At 73.2% G+C, this 15,796-nt stretch carries 10 protein-coding genes; 3 read left to right on the plus strand and 7 right to left on the minus strand.

Annotation, left to right across the window (positions count from 1 at the left end):
* Positions 1 to 35: 35 nt before the first annotated feature.
* Complete coding sequence (locus OG552_RS05415) at positions 36 to 1,226, minus strand: acyl-CoA dehydrogenase family protein (protein WP_329130046.1); 1,191 nt, start codon at positions 1,224 to 1,226, stop codon at positions 36 to 38.
* 302 nt (positions 1,227 to 1,528) lie between these two features.
* Between OG552_RS05415 and OG552_RS05420 the strand changes: the two genes are divergently transcribed.
* Positions 1,529 to 3,283, plus strand: coding sequence for a serine/threonine-protein kinase (locus OG552_RS05420; protein WP_329130047.1), 1,755 nt, complete (start codon positions 1,529 to 1,531; stop codon positions 3,281 to 3,283).
* 9 nt (positions 3,284 to 3,292) lie between these two features.
* On the opposite strand, the gene OG552_RS05425 is transcribed toward OG552_RS05420, so the two are convergent.
* From OG552_RS05425 to OG552_RS05450, 6 genes are all read right to left on the minus strand, one after another.
* On the minus strand, positions 3,293 to 4,513 hold the full coding sequence (locus OG552_RS05425; protein ID WP_443070873.1) for an SLC13 family permease: 1,221 nt from the start codon (positions 4,511 to 4,513) through the stop codon (positions 3,293 to 3,295).
* Between the two features lie 123 nt (positions 4,514 to 4,636).
* The gene (locus OG552_RS05430) at positions 4,637 to 6,736 is read right to left on the minus strand and encodes a putative bifunctional diguanylate cyclase/phosphodiesterase (RefSeq protein ID WP_329140558.1); all 2,100 of its coding nucleotides are present in this window, start codon (positions 6,734 to 6,736) and stop codon (positions 4,637 to 4,639) included.
* 131 nt (positions 6,737 to 6,867) lie between these two features.
* The gene (locus OG552_RS05435; protein WP_443071142.1) at positions 6,868 to 7,644 is read right to left on the minus strand and encodes an SAM-dependent methyltransferase; all 777 of its coding nucleotides are present in this window, start codon (positions 7,642 to 7,644) and stop codon (positions 6,868 to 6,870) included.
* Between the two features lie 380 nt (positions 7,645 to 8,024).
* Positions 8,025 to 9,260 (minus strand): carbohydrate-binding protein, encoded by a 1,236-nt coding sequence (locus tag OG552_RS05440; protein WP_329130049.1) that lies wholly within the window; start codon positions 9,258 to 9,260, stop codon positions 8,025 to 8,027.
* 228 nt (positions 9,261 to 9,488) lie between these two features.
* The gene (locus tag OG552_RS05445) at positions 9,489 to 10,892 is read right to left on the minus strand and encodes a C39 family peptidase (protein ID WP_329130050.1); all 1,404 of its coding nucleotides are present in this window, start codon (positions 10,890 to 10,892) and stop codon (positions 9,489 to 9,491) included.
* A 160-nt stretch (positions 10,893 to 11,052) separates the two neighbouring features.
* Entirely contained in the window at positions 11,053 to 12,183 is a 1,131-nt protein-coding gene (locus OG552_RS05450) for a M24 family metallopeptidase (protein ID WP_329130051.1), read from the minus strand.
* Between the two features lie 653 nt (positions 12,184 to 12,836).
* Here OG552_RS05450 and OG552_RS05455 point away from each other — a divergent pair.
* Both OG552_RS05455 and OG552_RS05460 read left to right on the plus strand, forming a co-directional pair.
* Positions 12,837 to 13,451: a uridine kinase family protein gene (locus tag OG552_RS05455; RefSeq protein WP_329130052.1), complete on the plus strand. Its 615-nt coding sequence runs from the start codon at positions 12,837 to 12,839 to the stop codon at positions 13,449 to 13,451.
* Between the two features lie 428 nt (positions 13,452 to 13,879).
* On the plus strand, positions 13,880 to 15,772 hold the full coding sequence (locus OG552_RS05460; RefSeq protein WP_329130053.1) for an AAA family ATPase: 1,893 nt from the start codon (positions 13,880 to 13,882) through the stop codon (positions 15,770 to 15,772).
* Positions 15,773 to 15,796: the final 24 nt, after the last annotated feature.

Genomic DNA, 15,796 nt, shown 5'->3' on the forward strand with positions numbered 1-15,796 from the left:
CCCCAGTGGACGCTGGGGGCGCCCCCGACGCTTCGTCAGTCCCGGGACTCGGGTCCCGCGAGGTGGCGGGAGATGACCATCCGCTGGATCTGGTTGGTGCCCTCCACGATCTGCAGCACCTTCGCCTCGCGCATGTACCGCTCCACCGGGAAGTCCGCGGTGTAGCCGTACCCGCCCAGCAGTTGGACGGCGTCGGTGGTGACCTGCATGGCGGTGTCGGTGCAGAAGAGTTTCGCCATGGCGGCCTGCGGCGAGAAGTCCTCGCCCGCGTCGCGCATCCTGGCCGCGGTCAGACAGAGCGCGCGGCCCGCCTCGATCCGGGTCGCCATGTCGGCGAGCATGAACCGCAGTCCCTGGAAGTCGGCGATCGGGCGGCCGAACTGCCGCCGCTCCAGGGTGTAACCGAGCGCCGCGTCCAGCGCCGCCTGGGCCACCCCTATGGCGCACGCGGCGATGCCGAGCCGGCCGGCGTCCAGCGCGGCCAGCGCGATGGCGAAGCCGTGCCCCTCGTCGCCGATCCGCCGGTCGTCGGGCACCCGCACCCCGTCGAAGTTCACCTGGGCGGTGGGCGATCCCTTCATGCCCATCTTCCGCTCGGGCGACGCGGCGGACAGCCCCGGGGTGTCGCCGGGCACCAGGTACGCCGAGATGCCGTGCGCGCCCGCGCCGCCGCTGCGGGCGAGGACGGTGTAGAAGTCGGCGACGCCGCCGTGGGTGATCCATGCCTTGGTGCCGTCGATGGTCCAGGTGTCGCCGTCGCGCACCGCCCGGGTGAGCAGGTGCGCCGCGTCCGAGCCGGCGGCCGGCTCGGAGAGGCAGTAGGCGCCGAGCAGTCCGCCGCCGAGCATCGCGGGCAGGTGGTCGGCGCGCTGCTGTTTGCTGCCGAAGGCGGCCAGCGCGTGGCAGGCCAGGGTGTGCACGCTGACCCCGAGGCCGATGGTGAGACGGACCGCGGCCAGTTCCTCCAGCACCTGCAGATAGACCTCGTAGGGCTGCCCGCCGCCGCCGTGCTCCTCCGGGTACGGCAGGCCGAGCAGACCTGCCTCGCCGATCAGCCGGAAGGTGTCGCGCGGAAAGACCCCGGCGTCCTCCTCGGCGGCGGCCGTGGGGGCGATGGCCCGCTGGGCGATCTCGCGGGTCAGGGCGAGCAGTTCACCGGCCTCTTCGGTCGGCAGCCGGCGGTGGACGGGTCGGGGACCTCGTGGGTCCTGTCCGTGCTGCGTCATTGCGGGACGTCCTCCCTGTGTCGGGGCGACGGCGGCACCGCTGAGGGTGTGGCGGAGCCGTCCGGCGGGCGATACCCCGTACCCGATATTCCCCTGCCGGGTCGCGGCACACGAGTGATCAACGGGTCCGGGGGGTTGGAGTATGCCCGATCCGGGCCGCTCCGTCACGACCGTTCCGGCCCGGCTGCGGGGGTCTTCGACGCATGGGGACCCGTTACGCCTGTTGGGGGGCGCGACGGGCGCCGGGTACCGGTTTCGGGATCCGGCGGGGGCGCGGCACAGGCGCGTCGTACGCTTCCGCCATGGAGAGATTGGGGGCCGCCGATCCGCAGTCGGTCGGTGGATATCCGCTGTTCGCGCGGCTGGGTGCGGGGGGCATGGGCCAGGTGTATCTGGCACGTACCCCGGCCGGCCGGGCGCTGGCGCTGAAGACCGTACGGTCGGAGTTCGGGCTTGACCCCGCGTTCGGGGAGCGCTTCGCCCGGGAGATCCGGCACGCCGACCGGGCGCGGTCGCCGTGGACGGTGGCGGTGGTGGACTTCTCGCCGCCGGGCACCAGCCCGCAGTGGCTCGCCACCGAGTACGTCGCGGCGCCGTCGCTGGCCGAGTGGGTGACCGCGCACGGGCCGCTGCCCGCGCCGAGCCTGACCGCGCTCGCGGCGGAGCTGTGCGAGGGGCTCCACACCGTCCACCAGGCGGGGCTGGCCCACCGGGACGTGAAGCCGTCCAATGTGCTGCTGCCCGGCACCCGCCCGCTGCTGATCGACTTCGGCATCGCCCGCGCCGCCGAGGACTCCCGGCACACCCGCACCGGCGGGGTGATCGGCTCACCCGGCTACATGGCACCCGAGCAGGCCACGGCGGGGGCCTCCGCCGAGCCGGGGGACGTCTTCGCGCTGGGCGCGGTGCTGGTCTACGCGGCGACCGGCCGCGGCCCGTTCAACCGCCTCGGGGAGGAGCCGTCCACCCCGGCGCTGCTCTACCGGGTGGTGCACGAGGAGCCCGACCTGGACGGCGTGCCGGCGGAGGTTCTGCCGCTGATACGGGCCTGTCTGCTGAAGGACCCGCAGGAGCGGCCCACGGCGCACGCGGCGCTGGAGCTGCTGCCCGCCGCGGAGCGCGGGACCGGCGGCTGGGCCGAGCGGCAGCCGCCGGGGCTGGCGGCGGACCTGCGGGCGCGTGAGGACGAGATGCGGGCCCTGCTGGGTGAGCCGGCGGCCCAGGACCCGGCCCGTCCGCCGATGACCGCCGCGGCGACCGCGGACGCGGCGCTGGGTCCCTCCCCGTACGCCCCCACGACGACGCGCCCGGCGGCCTACCACCCGGCGTACCGGACCGGCCCGTCCGCAGCGGCCCCCGTACCAGGGCAGGCCCGGCCCGGACAGTCCGTGCCCGCGCAGCCCGGACCGTCCGGGCCGACGAGCGGCGGCTGGGGCCCGGTGCCGCCGCCCGCACGGCCGCCCGGTGCCTCCGGCGGCCCCCACAGGCGCGGCCCGCTGATCGCGGGCGTGGCGGCCGCGGTGGTGGTGCTGGTGCTCGTCGGCGTGCTGGTGGACAAGCTGAGCGGCTCCGGCTCCGACAACGCCGGCTCGACCGGGGGCGGCGGCGGTACGCCGTCCACCTCGGCGCCGAGCACCGCCAGCGAGAGCGCCGACCCGGACGCGCTGCCCGCCGCGATGGTGGGCACCTGGACCGGCTCGGGTCCCGGCGATCCGAACGCCTCGGGTTTCCAGCCGGCCACCGACAGCGTCAAGGTCACCCTCACCCTGCGCGCCGGCCAGAAGGGCAGTGTGGTCGGCCAGGACATCGCCAGCATCAGCGCGGTCGGCACCGGCGCCGAACTCGGCTGTACGGAGCAACTGCTGCTGACCGGTGTGCAGGGCAGCAGCGTGCAGCTCGGCGTCAGCAGCGCCCGGCCCACGGACCCGAACGCGACGGACACCTGCCTGACCGAGAACGTCTACACGCTCACCCTGACCGACTCCCGGCACATGAAGCTCGGCCTGGCCGGGGGGACGGTGGCGAACGGGGCCCCGGACTCCCTCACCAAGCAGTGAGCGGGGCGGTCAGCCGATCCGCAGGCCCGCCCAGAGCGCGACCGTCGAGGCGAGCAGCGTCGGCGGCACGGTGAGCAGGCCCAGCCGGGTGAAGGTCCGCAGCGAGGCGTCGGTGCCGTGGTCGTGCAGCACCCGGCGCCACAGCAACGTGGCGAGCGAGCCGACGTAGGTGAGGTTGGGGCCGAGGTTGACGCCGATCAGGACGGCGAGCACCGGCCCGGGGCCGCTCTCGGCGACCAGCGGGAGCAGGGCGAGGACGGCCGGCAGGTTGTTGATCAGGTTGGCCAGCACGGCGGCGAAGGCGGCGATGCCCAGCAGGGCGGGCAGTCCTGAGCCGCCGGGCAGCACCTGGCCCGCGGCGTCGGCGAGCCCGTTGTCCACCACCGCCTTCACCACGACGCCGAGCGCCAGCACGAAGAGGCAGAAGAGCGGTCCGGCCGCCACCACCAGCCCCCGCACGGTGGCCCGGCGGCGGCGCAGGGCCCGTACACCCAGCACCAGCGCGCCCGCGAGCGCCGCCCAGGCGGGGTTGACGCCGGCGAACGAGGTGACCGCGAAACCGGCGAGCGTCAGTGCCAGCACCACCAGCGTGAACACCGGCACCTTGGGCGGTTCGCCCTGCTCCGGGGGGTGCTCGGTGCCGGCCAGGTCCGCGGCGAAGTACCGGCGGAAGACCGCGTACTCGATCCCCACCGAGAGCAGCCAGGGCAGCGCCATCAGGGCGGCGAACCGGGTGAAGGTGATCCCGGCGGCGGAGAAGGCCAGCAGGTTCGTCAGGTTGGAGACCGGCAGCAGCAGGGAGGCCGAGTTCGACAGGTGCGCGCACGCGTAGACGTGCGGCCGGGCCCTGGCGCCGGTCCGTGCCGCGGTCGCGATGATCACCGGCGTGAGCAGGACCACGGTGGCGTCCAGGCTCAGTACCGCGGTCACCACCGCGGCGACCGTGAAGACCCCCGCGAGCAGCCGCCCCGGCTCACCCCGGCAGGCCCGCGCGACCGCGTCGCCGGCCGCGGTGAACAGCCCGTCGTCGGCGCACAGTTCGGCCAGTACCAGGACCGCGGCGAGGAATCCGACGACCGGCGCCAGCTCCTTGATCTGGTCCCAGGCGTCGCCCCGCCCGACCGCCCCGACCGCGATCAGCAGGGCCGCGGCCGGCACCGCCGCGGCGGCCTCCGGCAGGCCCCGGGGGCGCACCACCGCGAAGGCGAGCACCCCGAGCAGGCAGGCCACGGAGAGGACCTCGGCGGTGGCGGTGTTCAGCGGTTCTCCCGGGCGGCTCGGTGGGCGAACCTCGTCACCCGGTCACAGACGCGTACCCGGTGATTCCATCACGGCACCTGCCGGCCGGTGGCGTCAGCTCGCGTCCGCGAGGAGCAGCGTGTGCAGGCGGTCCGGCGGTCCCGGGCGGGCGTAGTACCAGCCCTGGCCGGTGTCGCAGCCCAGTTCACGGAGGTAGTCGGCCTGGGTACGGGTCTCGATGCCTTCGACGGTGACGGTGAGGCCGAGGGCGTGCGCCAGCGAGACGATGCCCTCGACGATCTTGAGGTCGACCGGGTCGGCGGGCCGCCGGCGCATGCCGCGGGTGAAGGCGCGGTCGAGCTTGAGCACGCTGACCGGCAGCCAGCGCAGCGAGGAGAGGTTGGAGTAGCCGGTGCCGAAGTCGTCGAGCGCGATGGACACCCCGAGGTCGGCGATCCGGCGCAGCGGCTTGAGCTGGTCCTCGTCGGCGCCGATCAGGGCGCTCTCGGTGACTTCGAGGCAGAGCGACTCGGGGGCGAGACCGGTCTCGTGCAGCACCCGGGCCACGTCGACGACGAGATCGGGGTGGTGCAGCTGGATCGGCGAGAGGTTGACATTGACCCGCGGGGCGCGGCCACCGCGGTGTTCGAGCTGCCAGTCGCGGGCCTGCGCGGCGGCCTGCTCCAGCACCCAGCGGCCGAGCGGCACGATCTGTCCGGTGTCCTCGGCCAGGGATATGAACCGGTCGGGGCCGAGCACGCCGTGCACCGGGTGGCACCAGCGCACCAGGGCCTCCGCGCCGTGCACGGCGCCGTCCTCCAGTCCGATCAGCGGCTGGTACTCGACGAAGAACTCGCCCCGTTCCAGGGCGGTGGGCAGCCGGTTGGTCAGCCCGTGCCGGGTGATCGCGCGGGCGTCGGCGTCGGGGTCGGCGACCTCGTAGCGGTTCCCGCCCAGCTCCTTGGCCCGGTACATGGTGATGTCGGCGCTGCGCAGTACGTCGGCGGCGGCGCGTCCGCCGGCCGGGCCGTGCACGATGCCGATGCTGCCGTGCACCGTCAGTTCGCGGCCATCGAGCAGGACCGGGGTGGCCAGGGCAGCGAGGATCCGGCCGGCCAGGTCGGTGACCTCGCGCAGGCTCGGCGGGTCGGTGTGGACGGCGACGAACTCGTCACCGCCGATCCGGGCGACCAGCTGCTCCGGCGAGGTGAGGCAGCCGCTGAGCCGCTCGGCGACCGCGACCAGCAGCTGGTCGCCGACCGCGTGCCCGAGGCTGTCGTTGACCGTCTTGAAGCCGTCGAGGTCCAGGTAGCAGATCCCGATCTGCCGGTCGGGCTCGGCCAGTGCCTGGTCGAGCCGCTCGAAGAAGAGCGCCCGGTTGGGCAGGCCGGTGAGCGCGTCATGGGTGGCCTCGTGACGCAGCCGCTGGAGCAGCCCGCGGCGTTCGGTGATGTCCTCGAAGAGGGCCAGTTGGTACTGGGGACGGCCGGCCGGGTCGCGCAGCACGGACGCGCGGACGTTGGCCCACAGCAGGGAGCCGTCGGCCCGCGGGTAGGCCTTCTCCACGTGGTAGGCGTCGATCTCGCCGCGCATCATGTCGGTGTTGAGCCCGCGGAAACGGGCCGGGTTCTCGGCGTGCACCCATGCGTCGACGTTGCGGCGCATCGCGTGCGCCTGACCGCCGAACATCCGGGCCAGCGCGTCATTGATCTCCAGCACCCGGCCCTCGGTGTCGGCGATGCCGATCCCGATGGCGGCGCCTTCGAAGACCGCCCGGAAGCGGGCCTCGCTCTCGGCGAGTGCGCGTTCGGCGTCGGCCTGCGCGGCGAGTGCGGCGCGGGAGAGGGATTCCTGCTCGGCCAGGGTGCGTTCGCGCAGCGCCGCGGAGAAGCCGACGGCCACCGCGTGCTGGAGCCGGGCGCAGCGGGCCCGGCTCTCGTCGGCGGGTGTGCCGGGGCCGGGTGCGCAGTACAGCACCAGATAGGCGTCGATGACGCCGAGCACGCTGGGCAGCGACTCGGGGTCGGTGCAGTGCGCGGCGACCAGGGCGGCGCCGACCGGGACCGCCGCCCGCGGGTCGAAGCGGTCGGCCCGCAGCGCGTCGCGCAGCACCCGGGCCAGCGGCACCAGGTGCTCCTCGAACTCGGGGCGGGTCATCGAGGTGGCGGTGACCGGGTAGATCGCCCGGCTCCAGATCGCGGCGAACCGGCGCAGGCTGCTCTCCTCGACCTCGTCGGCGGAGGCGACGACGCCGGTGGGAGCGCCGGTGGGGGCGCCGGTGGTGGCGGCTGCGCCGGCCGCTCCCGCGACCCCCGCGTCCCGCTCGCCCCCGGCCGGCCCCGCGGTCACGCCTTCAGCCCCACACCCGCGAGCCCATGGAGTACGGCGGGGTCCTCGATCTCGGGCTCGGGGGTGTCCGGGCGCCAGTACGGCAGCGGGACGATGCCGGGTTCGACGATCTCGAAGCCCGCGAAGAAAGGTTCCAGCTCGGCGACGCTCCGCATCAGCAGCGGTGTGCCGGTGCGCTGGTACGCCTGCTGTACGCCGCGCTGGCCGTCCGGGGTGTGGCCGTGCTCCAAGGTGGCGTGGGTCATCACCATGACGCTGCCGGGCGCCAGCGCGTCGCGCAGGGTGGCGATGGCCTCGGCCGGGTGCGCCGAGTCCGGCAGGAAGTGCACCACCGCGACCAGCATCAGGGCGACCGGCCGGTCGAAGTCGAGCAGCCGGCGGGTCTCCGGGTGGTCCAGGATGCTCTGGGGTTCCCGCAGGTCTGCCGCGGCGACAGTGGCGTTGTCGACCTTCTCCAGCACCGCGCGGCTGTGGGCGACGGCCACCGGGTCGTAGTCGACGTAGACGACCCGCGCGTCGGGGTCGATGCCCTGGGCGACCTCGTGCACATTGCCGAAGGTGGGGATGCCGGAACCGATGTCCAGGAACTGGGTGATGCCGCGGCTCATCGCGAACCGCACCGCGCGGCGCATCACGGCCCGGTTCGCCTGGCTGATTTTCGGTGCGCTCGGCATGGCCAGCAGCGCCGCCCGGGCCGCTTCCCGGTCCACCTCGAAGTTGTGCGAGCCGCCGAGGAAGTAGTCGTAGATCCGGGAGACGCTGGGCGCGTTCATGTCGATGCCCTGCGGGGCCCAGGACGGACGGTCGGTCACGGTCGGTGTCTCCACAGGTATCGGGCTCAACGGACGCGTCTGGTACGGAGGTTCGCCGAGTGCAGGCCCGCGCCGGATGAGGGGCGCGTGCTGCGAGGTGCTGTCAACGAGGCTACTGATCACTTGTTCGGAGGGAAACACGAAACCGGAGATCCAGCGTCCGTTTTCAGCCAACAACGACCGCCATGCGTATATGCGCGTACGCGCATCTGCGGGGACACGCAGACGCCGGAGCGGGTCCGCGACGGTGTGCGCCGCGGACCCGCTCCCGGGATCAGGACAGTGCCGGCAAGCCGCCGGACAAGCGCCCGCGCGGTGTCAGCGGGCGCCCCGGCATTGTGTCAGCAGGCGCCCTCGTCCTGCCACACGCCCCACTCGCCGGTGGTGCCGGGCTCCTCGTTGGTGGTCCACCACTTGGCCTTCCACTTGTGGCCGTTGTGCGCGACCTCGTTACCGTTGGTGTAGACCGCGCCGGCTGTCCACTGCGGGACGGTGCAGGAGCCGCCGGACGGCGGAGTGGTCGGCGGCGTCGTGGGCGGGTTGGTGGGCGGGGTGGCCCCGGCGAACCGCACCGAGTACTTGGCGAAGTCCCACGCGCCCTGCGCCACACTGCTGCACGTGCCGGAGGTGGTGCCGTTGTCCGGCGGGCTGCACTGGCGGTCGCGGTTGAGCGACCAGAAGGTGAAGCGGCCCATGCCGTGGCTGGTCGCGTAGTCCAGCACGGTCTGGAAGTCGGCCTGGTAGAAGTACTCGCCGGAGTCGCTGCGGCCGTTCATCCCGGAGAAGCCCTCGTGGGCGTACGCGGTCGCGGTGTCCCAGCCGAAGGTGGTCTTGAGCAGGCCGTTGAACGCGGTGAGCGCGCTGGTCTGGGAGGCCGCCCCGTTGAAGCCGCCGTCGAACGGCATGATGGAGAAGTTGTTCGGCGTGAAGCCCTGCGCCTTGGCCTCGTTGAGCATCTGCTGGCCGAACCAGCCGGTGCCGGCCGCGGTGCCCGCGGTGGTCACCGAGATGAACAGGCCCGGGTTGTTCTGCTGGAGGATCTTGGCGGCGCCGATCTCGTGCGCGACCGCGGCGGTGTTCTCGTACTCCGGCTCCTCCAGGTCGAAGTCCATCGCCTTGAGCTGGTACTTGTTGATGACCTGCTGGTACGCGGCGGCCGTGGAAGCCGCGTCGGAGCACGCCTGGCCGAGCTTGGTGCCGCCGTAGCCGCCGATGGAGGCGGACACGTCACCGCCCTTGGCGCGGATCGCGGAGATCACGGCACTCACCGCGGTGTCGGAGGAGACCGCGCTGGTGCCGCCCCAGGTCGGCGTACAGCCGCCGGAGTTGGGCGCGAGGATGAAGGCGAGCTGGAAGGCCTTCAGACCGGTGGCGTCCATGATCTGGCCCGCGTCCGGCGGATTGTTGTCCAGAGGCATCAAGTAGGGGGCGGCGGCGTACCAGTTGTTGCCGAGCGCGCTTGCCGCTGACGTCGCGGCGCCGGCCTGCCCCGCGCTGACGGCCGCTGCGGCGCCGAGCCCCGCGACGGCGAGCACGGCGGCGGCGACACCCGAACCGAGAGCTTTGAGTCGTCTCACGTCGGACCTCTCTATGGGGGGATGTGGCAGCAGAATCCTGCCTTCGCCGTGCACCCGTCAATGATTTGGTCCAGACCTTTAGAGCAATCCACAAATTGGTCTCTACCACTTGGACCGGAACGGGCCGCCCCCTTCCGTAACGAAGGGGGCGGCCCGCTCAGCTGCCGGACGCCGGTGTCCGGGCTCTCCTGATGCTCCCGATGCTCCGGGTCCTCCGGGTCCTCCGGGTCAGGCGACGCCCACCGAGGCCAGCGCGCGACGCTGCGCCGGGGACGGCTTGGCGGGGAAGTAGAGGTAGCAGACCCCGCCGCTGCCGCTGGAGACTCCGCCGGAGGCGTTGAGCCGCTTGGTCCTCAGCCAGATGGTCTCGAACTGGGCCCGCTTGTAGACGTTGCGGACCACCGCGTCGCTGTCGCTCGCCGGGTCGTTGGCGACCACGTCGCCCTCGGGGGTGAAGCCGACCAGGCACATCAGGTGGCCTGAGGTGCCGTAACCGGCCCCGTCGAGCTCACTGGCGAGGAAGGACTGAGACGTTATCACCGGGATACCGGCCTTGATCAGCCGCTCGACGTCGTTGAGCGAGTGCAGCCGGGTGACGACGCCCTGGAGGTCCTTGTAGGTGGCCGCGTAGGCGGCGTTGAAGGGCCAGTTGCCGCAGCCCTCGTACTGGTAGTCGTAGGTGTAGCGCGCGCCCTGGTCCACCTGCGGGTCGGCGTAGGAGGGGTCCACCCAGGCCAGGTCGGCCTTGGTGGGGCCACGGCCCCAGTACTCGATCGCCATGGTGGACGAGGTGGGGCTGCACCACGCCTCGCCGCCGTTGTCGTACTGCGGGTACTCGCCCTTGTGGATGTTCTGCGAGTACGGCGGCACCGGGAGTTCGACACCCGCGCCCACGCCCGGCACGGAGGCCGGCACGGTGTAGCGGTCGGGGATGTTCGACGCCATCGCCCCCAGCCGCCAGACGGTCGGGGTCTCCCGGCTGCCGGGCTTGCGGAAGAGCGTCAGCCGCAGCCGGTAGGAGGCCAGCAGCGGGCCGGCCGCCGCGTCGTCGATGGAGAAGGTGTCGGTCCAGATGCTGCTCTTGCCGTCGGTCTGGTCGTCGACGGAGGTGCGCCGGATGTCCTCGGGGCCGTCGCCCGCGGTCCAGCGGCCCATGATGTAGGCGGGGGTGGCGGTGCCGTCGGTGTACGTACCGAGCAGTTCGATCTGGATCCAGGTGCCGGCCGGGGTGTGGGCGTTCCAGGAGGCGACCAGCTCACTGGCCGGGTGCGGCACCCGGCGGACCGGGGAGGTCCACGAGGCCGACTCCCAGGTGGCGGTGGTGCCGGTGTGCGGGTCGGTGTAGTCGAACGTGCCGGTCGCCCGGGCGATCCGTACGCCCGGCCGCTGCCCTGGCAGCGGGAGCGTCCCCTTGTGCACGCCGAACAGCCAGTCGGGGTACGACGTCCAGCCGTGGTAGTCGACAGGCGCGTCGTCGGGAGCGGGCTTGCCCCCGGAAGTCCGCGGTGCGGCATTGGGGGCGGCGGCACCGGCGGGGGCCGGGACGGCTTCCGCGGTGGACGCGGTCGCGGCGGCGGCGGCGACCGCGAGTGCGGCGGTCAGCACGGCACGCCGGGGCGCGTGGTGGGTCATGGCTGAATCCCTCGGTTTCCCTCGACGTGAACGGGAAAAGCCCGCCCGCGCCCTAAAAGGACGCGAGGGCGGATGCTGACCACTATCGCCGTTCACCGGCCGTTTCCACCAGGGTTTCCGGCTGCGTGGCGCAACCAATATTGGTCTGGACCACTGGCGGTCAACCGGGAAGAATCACCAGGTCACGCCCGGTCAGATTGAGTCGCTCACCGCCCTCGTCGGTACAGACGGCGATGTCCTCGATCCGGGCGCCGAAGGTGCCGGGGAGATAGATCCCGGGTTCGACGGAGAAGGCCATGCCCGGCTCCAGCGGGCGGGCGCTGCCGGCCACGATGTACGGCTCCTCGTGCGTCTCCATGCCGATGCCGTGGCCGGTGCGGTGGATGAAGTGCTCGCCGTAGCCCGCACGGGTGATGATGTCGCGGCCCACCGCGTCGAGTTCCTCGGCGGTGACGCCGGGCCGGACCGCGTCGGTCTGCGCGGTCTGGGCGCGCAGCAGCACGTCGTAGAGCTCGCGGAAGGCGGCGGGCGGCTCGCCCACGGCATAGGTGCGGGTGGAGTCCGAGCAGTAGCCCTCGGCGGTGGTGCCGCCGATGTCGACCACCACCGGGTCCCCGGCCCTGATCACCCGGTCGGAGACCTCGTGGTGCGGGCTGGCGCCGTTGGGTCCCGACCCGACGATCACGAAGTCCACGGTGGCGTGGCCGGCCGCGATGATGGCGTCGGCGATGTCCTTGGCGACCTCGCGCTCGGTGCGGCCGGGCTTGAGCCACTCGCCGATCCGGCGGTGCACCCGGTCGATGGCCGCGCCGGCCCGGCGCAGGGCGGCCACTTCGGCGGGCGTCTTGCGCATCCGCAGGCCGGAGAGCACGTCGCCGGCCAGCACGGCCTGGGCGCCGGGCAGTGCGGCCTGGAAGGCGAGCAGTTTCTCCGCCCACATGTGGTTGTCCACCGCGAAGAGGCGGGTGTTCGGCGGGAGGCGGCGGGCGATCAGCTCGTACGCGTCGTCCGTCTCGCCGAACCCGGTGATCTCGATGCCGAGCGCGCCGGCCGGGGACGCCTCGGCGGCGGCCTTCTCCAGTGCGGGCACCACGAGGAACGGGTCCGCCTCGGCCGGTACGACCAGGCAGGTGAGCCGCTCCAGCGGGAGGGCGTGGTATCCGGTCAGATAGCGCAGGTCGGCGCCGGGCGCCACCAGCAGCGCGTCGAGCCCCGCCTTTCCGGCGGCCCGCCGTGCGAGCGCCACCCGCTCCGACGAGAACAGTTCCCCAACGCCTTCACTTCCACTCACGCCCTCCACGTTACCGGTCCCCTCGCGGTCAGCGGTGCCCTACCAGGGGCGCGAGGAACTGCGCGACCAGCCACGACGCCGCCGTACCCCGCCACCGGCGCAAAGGGGCAGTCGCTGTCGTGTCCGGACCACCGGCCGGTGGGTGGTTGCTCGCGCAGTTCCCCGCGCCCCCATGGGGCGAGCCACTCCGCGAAGAGAACCCGCGCCCCGAAGGGGCGCGAGGAACTGCGCGACCAGCCACGACGCCGCCGCACCCCGCCACCGGCGCAAAGGGGCAGTCGCTGTCGTGTCCGGACCACCGGCCGGTGGGTGGTTGCCCGCGCAGTTCCCCGCGCCCCCATGGGGCGAGCCACTCCGCGAAGAGAACCCGCGCCCCGAAGGGGCGCGAGGAACTGCGCGAACGGCCACGACAGGGCCGCACTCCGTCACCGGCCGAGAGGGGCTGTCGCTGTCGTGTCCGGACCACCGGCCGGTGGCCGGTTGCCCGCGCAGTTCCTCGCGCCCCTGGTGGGGCACCCCGTGCCGGGAAGGCGCCCCGCGCCCCTGGTAGGGCACCCCGTGCCGGGAAGGCACCCCGCGGCCCTGGTAGGGCACCCCCGTGCCGGGAGGGGGACGCCGGGCGGGGTCGGGGTGGGTGGCATACGCTCGGCCGCATGGGCGACCTCACGCTGCCGCGGCTTGCCGCACTGCTCCCCACGCTCGCACCCTCGTGCGGCCCCGTGCGGCTCGTGGCCGTGGACGGGCACGCCGGGTCGGGGAAAACGACGTTCGCCGCCCGGCTGGCCGCGGAGCTGGGCGGCGCCCCCACCGTGCACACCGACGACCTCGCCACGCACGAGCAGCCGTTCGACTGGACCGACCGCCTCACCGAACAGGTACTGACCCCACTGGCCGAAGGCCGCCCCGCCCGCCATCAGGTGTACGACTGGGTGGCCCGCCGGTTCGCCGGCGAAGAGGAGGTGCCGCCCGCGCCCGTGGTCCTGCTGGAAGGCGTCGGCACCGGCCGCCTCGCCGTACGCCCGCACCTCGCGCTCCTGCTGTGGCTGGAGGTGGACCCCGGCACCGCGCGCCGGCGGGGACTGCGGCGCGACGGCCCGCAGCTCGCGCACTTCTGGACCGGCTGGACCCGCGACGAGGACGCGCACTTCACCGCCGACCCGTCCCGGCCCTTCGCGGACCTGCTGGTTCACCAGACCTCCGACGGCTACCGGGCCGAAACAGGAGGGGCGGTACGGACGGTTCCCACCGTACGAGGTCACCGTACGTAGCGGGTTGACGGCGACCCGCGCCGGAGGCATACCCGGCCTCGTACAGCCGCCCCAACACCGCTTGACCGCCCGGGTATCCAGCAATTACGTTTTCAACAAGCGGCAGGAAAGCGGCCGCTCAGCAGACGCGGAGCCCCCGGTTGTTCCCCCGTGACCGGGGGCTCCGTCCTGTCCGCCCGCCCGGTATGCCCGCCTTGCGAGCCCGGCGCTCTCACTCCCCGTGATCACCCCGGCACCTCGCGTCCTGAACGCCACCTGGGTTCCGCTTCTCACGGCACCCTACGGCGTTCGGAGTATCGCGGGTACGATGCCGAAAGGGGGGCGGCGCGGTGGCATGGGGGATGCCGTTGCCTGCCTCAACTCCCAACCCGTGGCCAGGGGTTGGGACGAGGCAGCGTCGGCGCGGGGGACGGATGGGTGGGGACTTGATGGACTTCGGCACCGACCGTCCGGGAGCCCCGGCCGATCTCGCCTGGCTGCGCGGGGTCGACGCGTACACCATGGGCGCCTACGTCCAGGCCGAGGAGGAGTTCCGCGCCGCGGTACGGATGGACCCCGGGATGGCCGACGCCTGGCTGGGCCTGCACGCGCTGCGCGCCGACACCTCCACCGCCCTGCTCCAGATGTACCGGCACCGCGACCGCTTCGGCGAGCAGCGGGCCGCCCACCGGCGCACCCTCAACTCCTGGTACTGGCTGGGCTGGTGGGTGCAGCCGGTGCTGGAGACCAGCCGCGACCTGCTGCTCGCGCACGCCTCGCACTGGCTGGACGGCCGCCATGTCGCCGAACTCGACCGGGCGCTGGCGGACTGCCCGCCGATCGACACCGATCCGCAGGTCCGCTTCCTGCACGCCTGCCGGGCGTATCTGGTCAAGGACTGGGAGCACCTGGTCCGGCACACCGAACCGCTGCTCGGCGACCCGGTGCTCGGCATCGAGGCCGGCCTCTTCGGCGGCATGGCCCGGGTCCGCCTGGAGATGTGCGGCCAGGCCGAACCGCTGCTCGCCGCCGCCCTGATGCGCTGCCGCAGCGAACAGCCGCAGCGCAAGGAGCTGCGGTACTGGCTGGCCCGCGCCTACGAGGGCACCGGCCGTACCGCCGCCGCCGTACCGCTCTACCGGGCCGTGCACCGGGTGGACCCGGCCTTCATGGACACCGCCGCGCGGCTGGCGGCGATACACGAGACCGACGACGGGCTGGACGAGGGCGTGGGCCTGGCGGCCGTGTCGCTCGGCGGCACCGGCCAGGCCGTACCGGAGGGCGCGGCCGACCTGGAGCCGCCGCTGCTGCCCGACCCGGCGGGCGCGGCCGGCCCCGGCCCCGACCTGGAGGACTCGCTGCTGGGCCCCGGTCCGCTGGAGGACGGCATACGCGACCGGTCCTCGGCCCCGCTCGCCGGCGCCCTGCCGCCCCAACTGCCGCTCGGCGGCTCCGATCCGGTGCTCCTGACCCAGGCGCTCGCCGAACTCGACCGGATGGTCGGCCTGGAGCCGGTCAAGCGGCAGGTCAAAGCGCTGTCGGCGCAGCTGCGGATGGCCCGGCTGCGCTCCGGTCAGGGGCTTCCGGTGCAGCCGCCGAAGCGGCACTTCGTCTTCTCCGGCCCCTCGGGCACCGGCAAGACCACCGTGGCCCGGATCCTCGGCCGGGTCTTCTACGCACTCGGACTGCTGGGCGGCGACCATCTGGTGGAGGCCCAACGCTCCGATCTGGTGGGCGAGTTCCTGGGGCAGACCGCGGTGAAGGCCAATGAGCTGATCGACTCGGCGCTGGGCGGGGTGCTCTTCGTGGACGAGGCGTACGCGCTGTCCAACTCCGGTTACAGCAAGGGCGACGCGTACGGCGACGAGGCGCTCCAGGTGCTGCTGAAACGCGCGGAGGACAACCGCGACCGGCTGGTGGTGATCCTGGCGGGGTATCCCGAGGGGATGGACCGGCTGCTCGCCACCAACCCCGGGCTCAGCTCGCGCTTCACCACCCGGGTGGACTTCCCCAGTTACCGTCCCGCCGAGCTGACCCGGATCGGTGAGGTGCTGGCCGCCGAGAACGGTGACCACTGGGACGAGGAGGCGCGCGAGGAGCTCTCGGCGATCAGCGGTCACGTGGTGGACCAGGGGTGGATCGACGAACTCGGCAACGGCCGGCTGCTGCGCACCTTGTACGAGAAGAGCTGCGCCTACCGGGACCTGCGGCTTTCCGAGTACCCGACGACCCCCGGCCGCGACGAGCTCTCCACCCTCCGCCTCCCCGACCTCATGCAGGCGTACGGCGAGGTCCTCTCCGGCCGTGGTCCCGGCACGCCTCCGCCCGACCCCGCGGAGTAGCGGTGCCCCGGGAGACCGGGGCAC

Origin of the sequence: Streptomyces sp. NBC_01476 (assembly GCF_036227265.1) — a bacterium.
Lineage (GTDB): Bacteria > Actinomycetota > Actinomycetes > Streptomycetales > Streptomycetaceae > Actinacidiphila.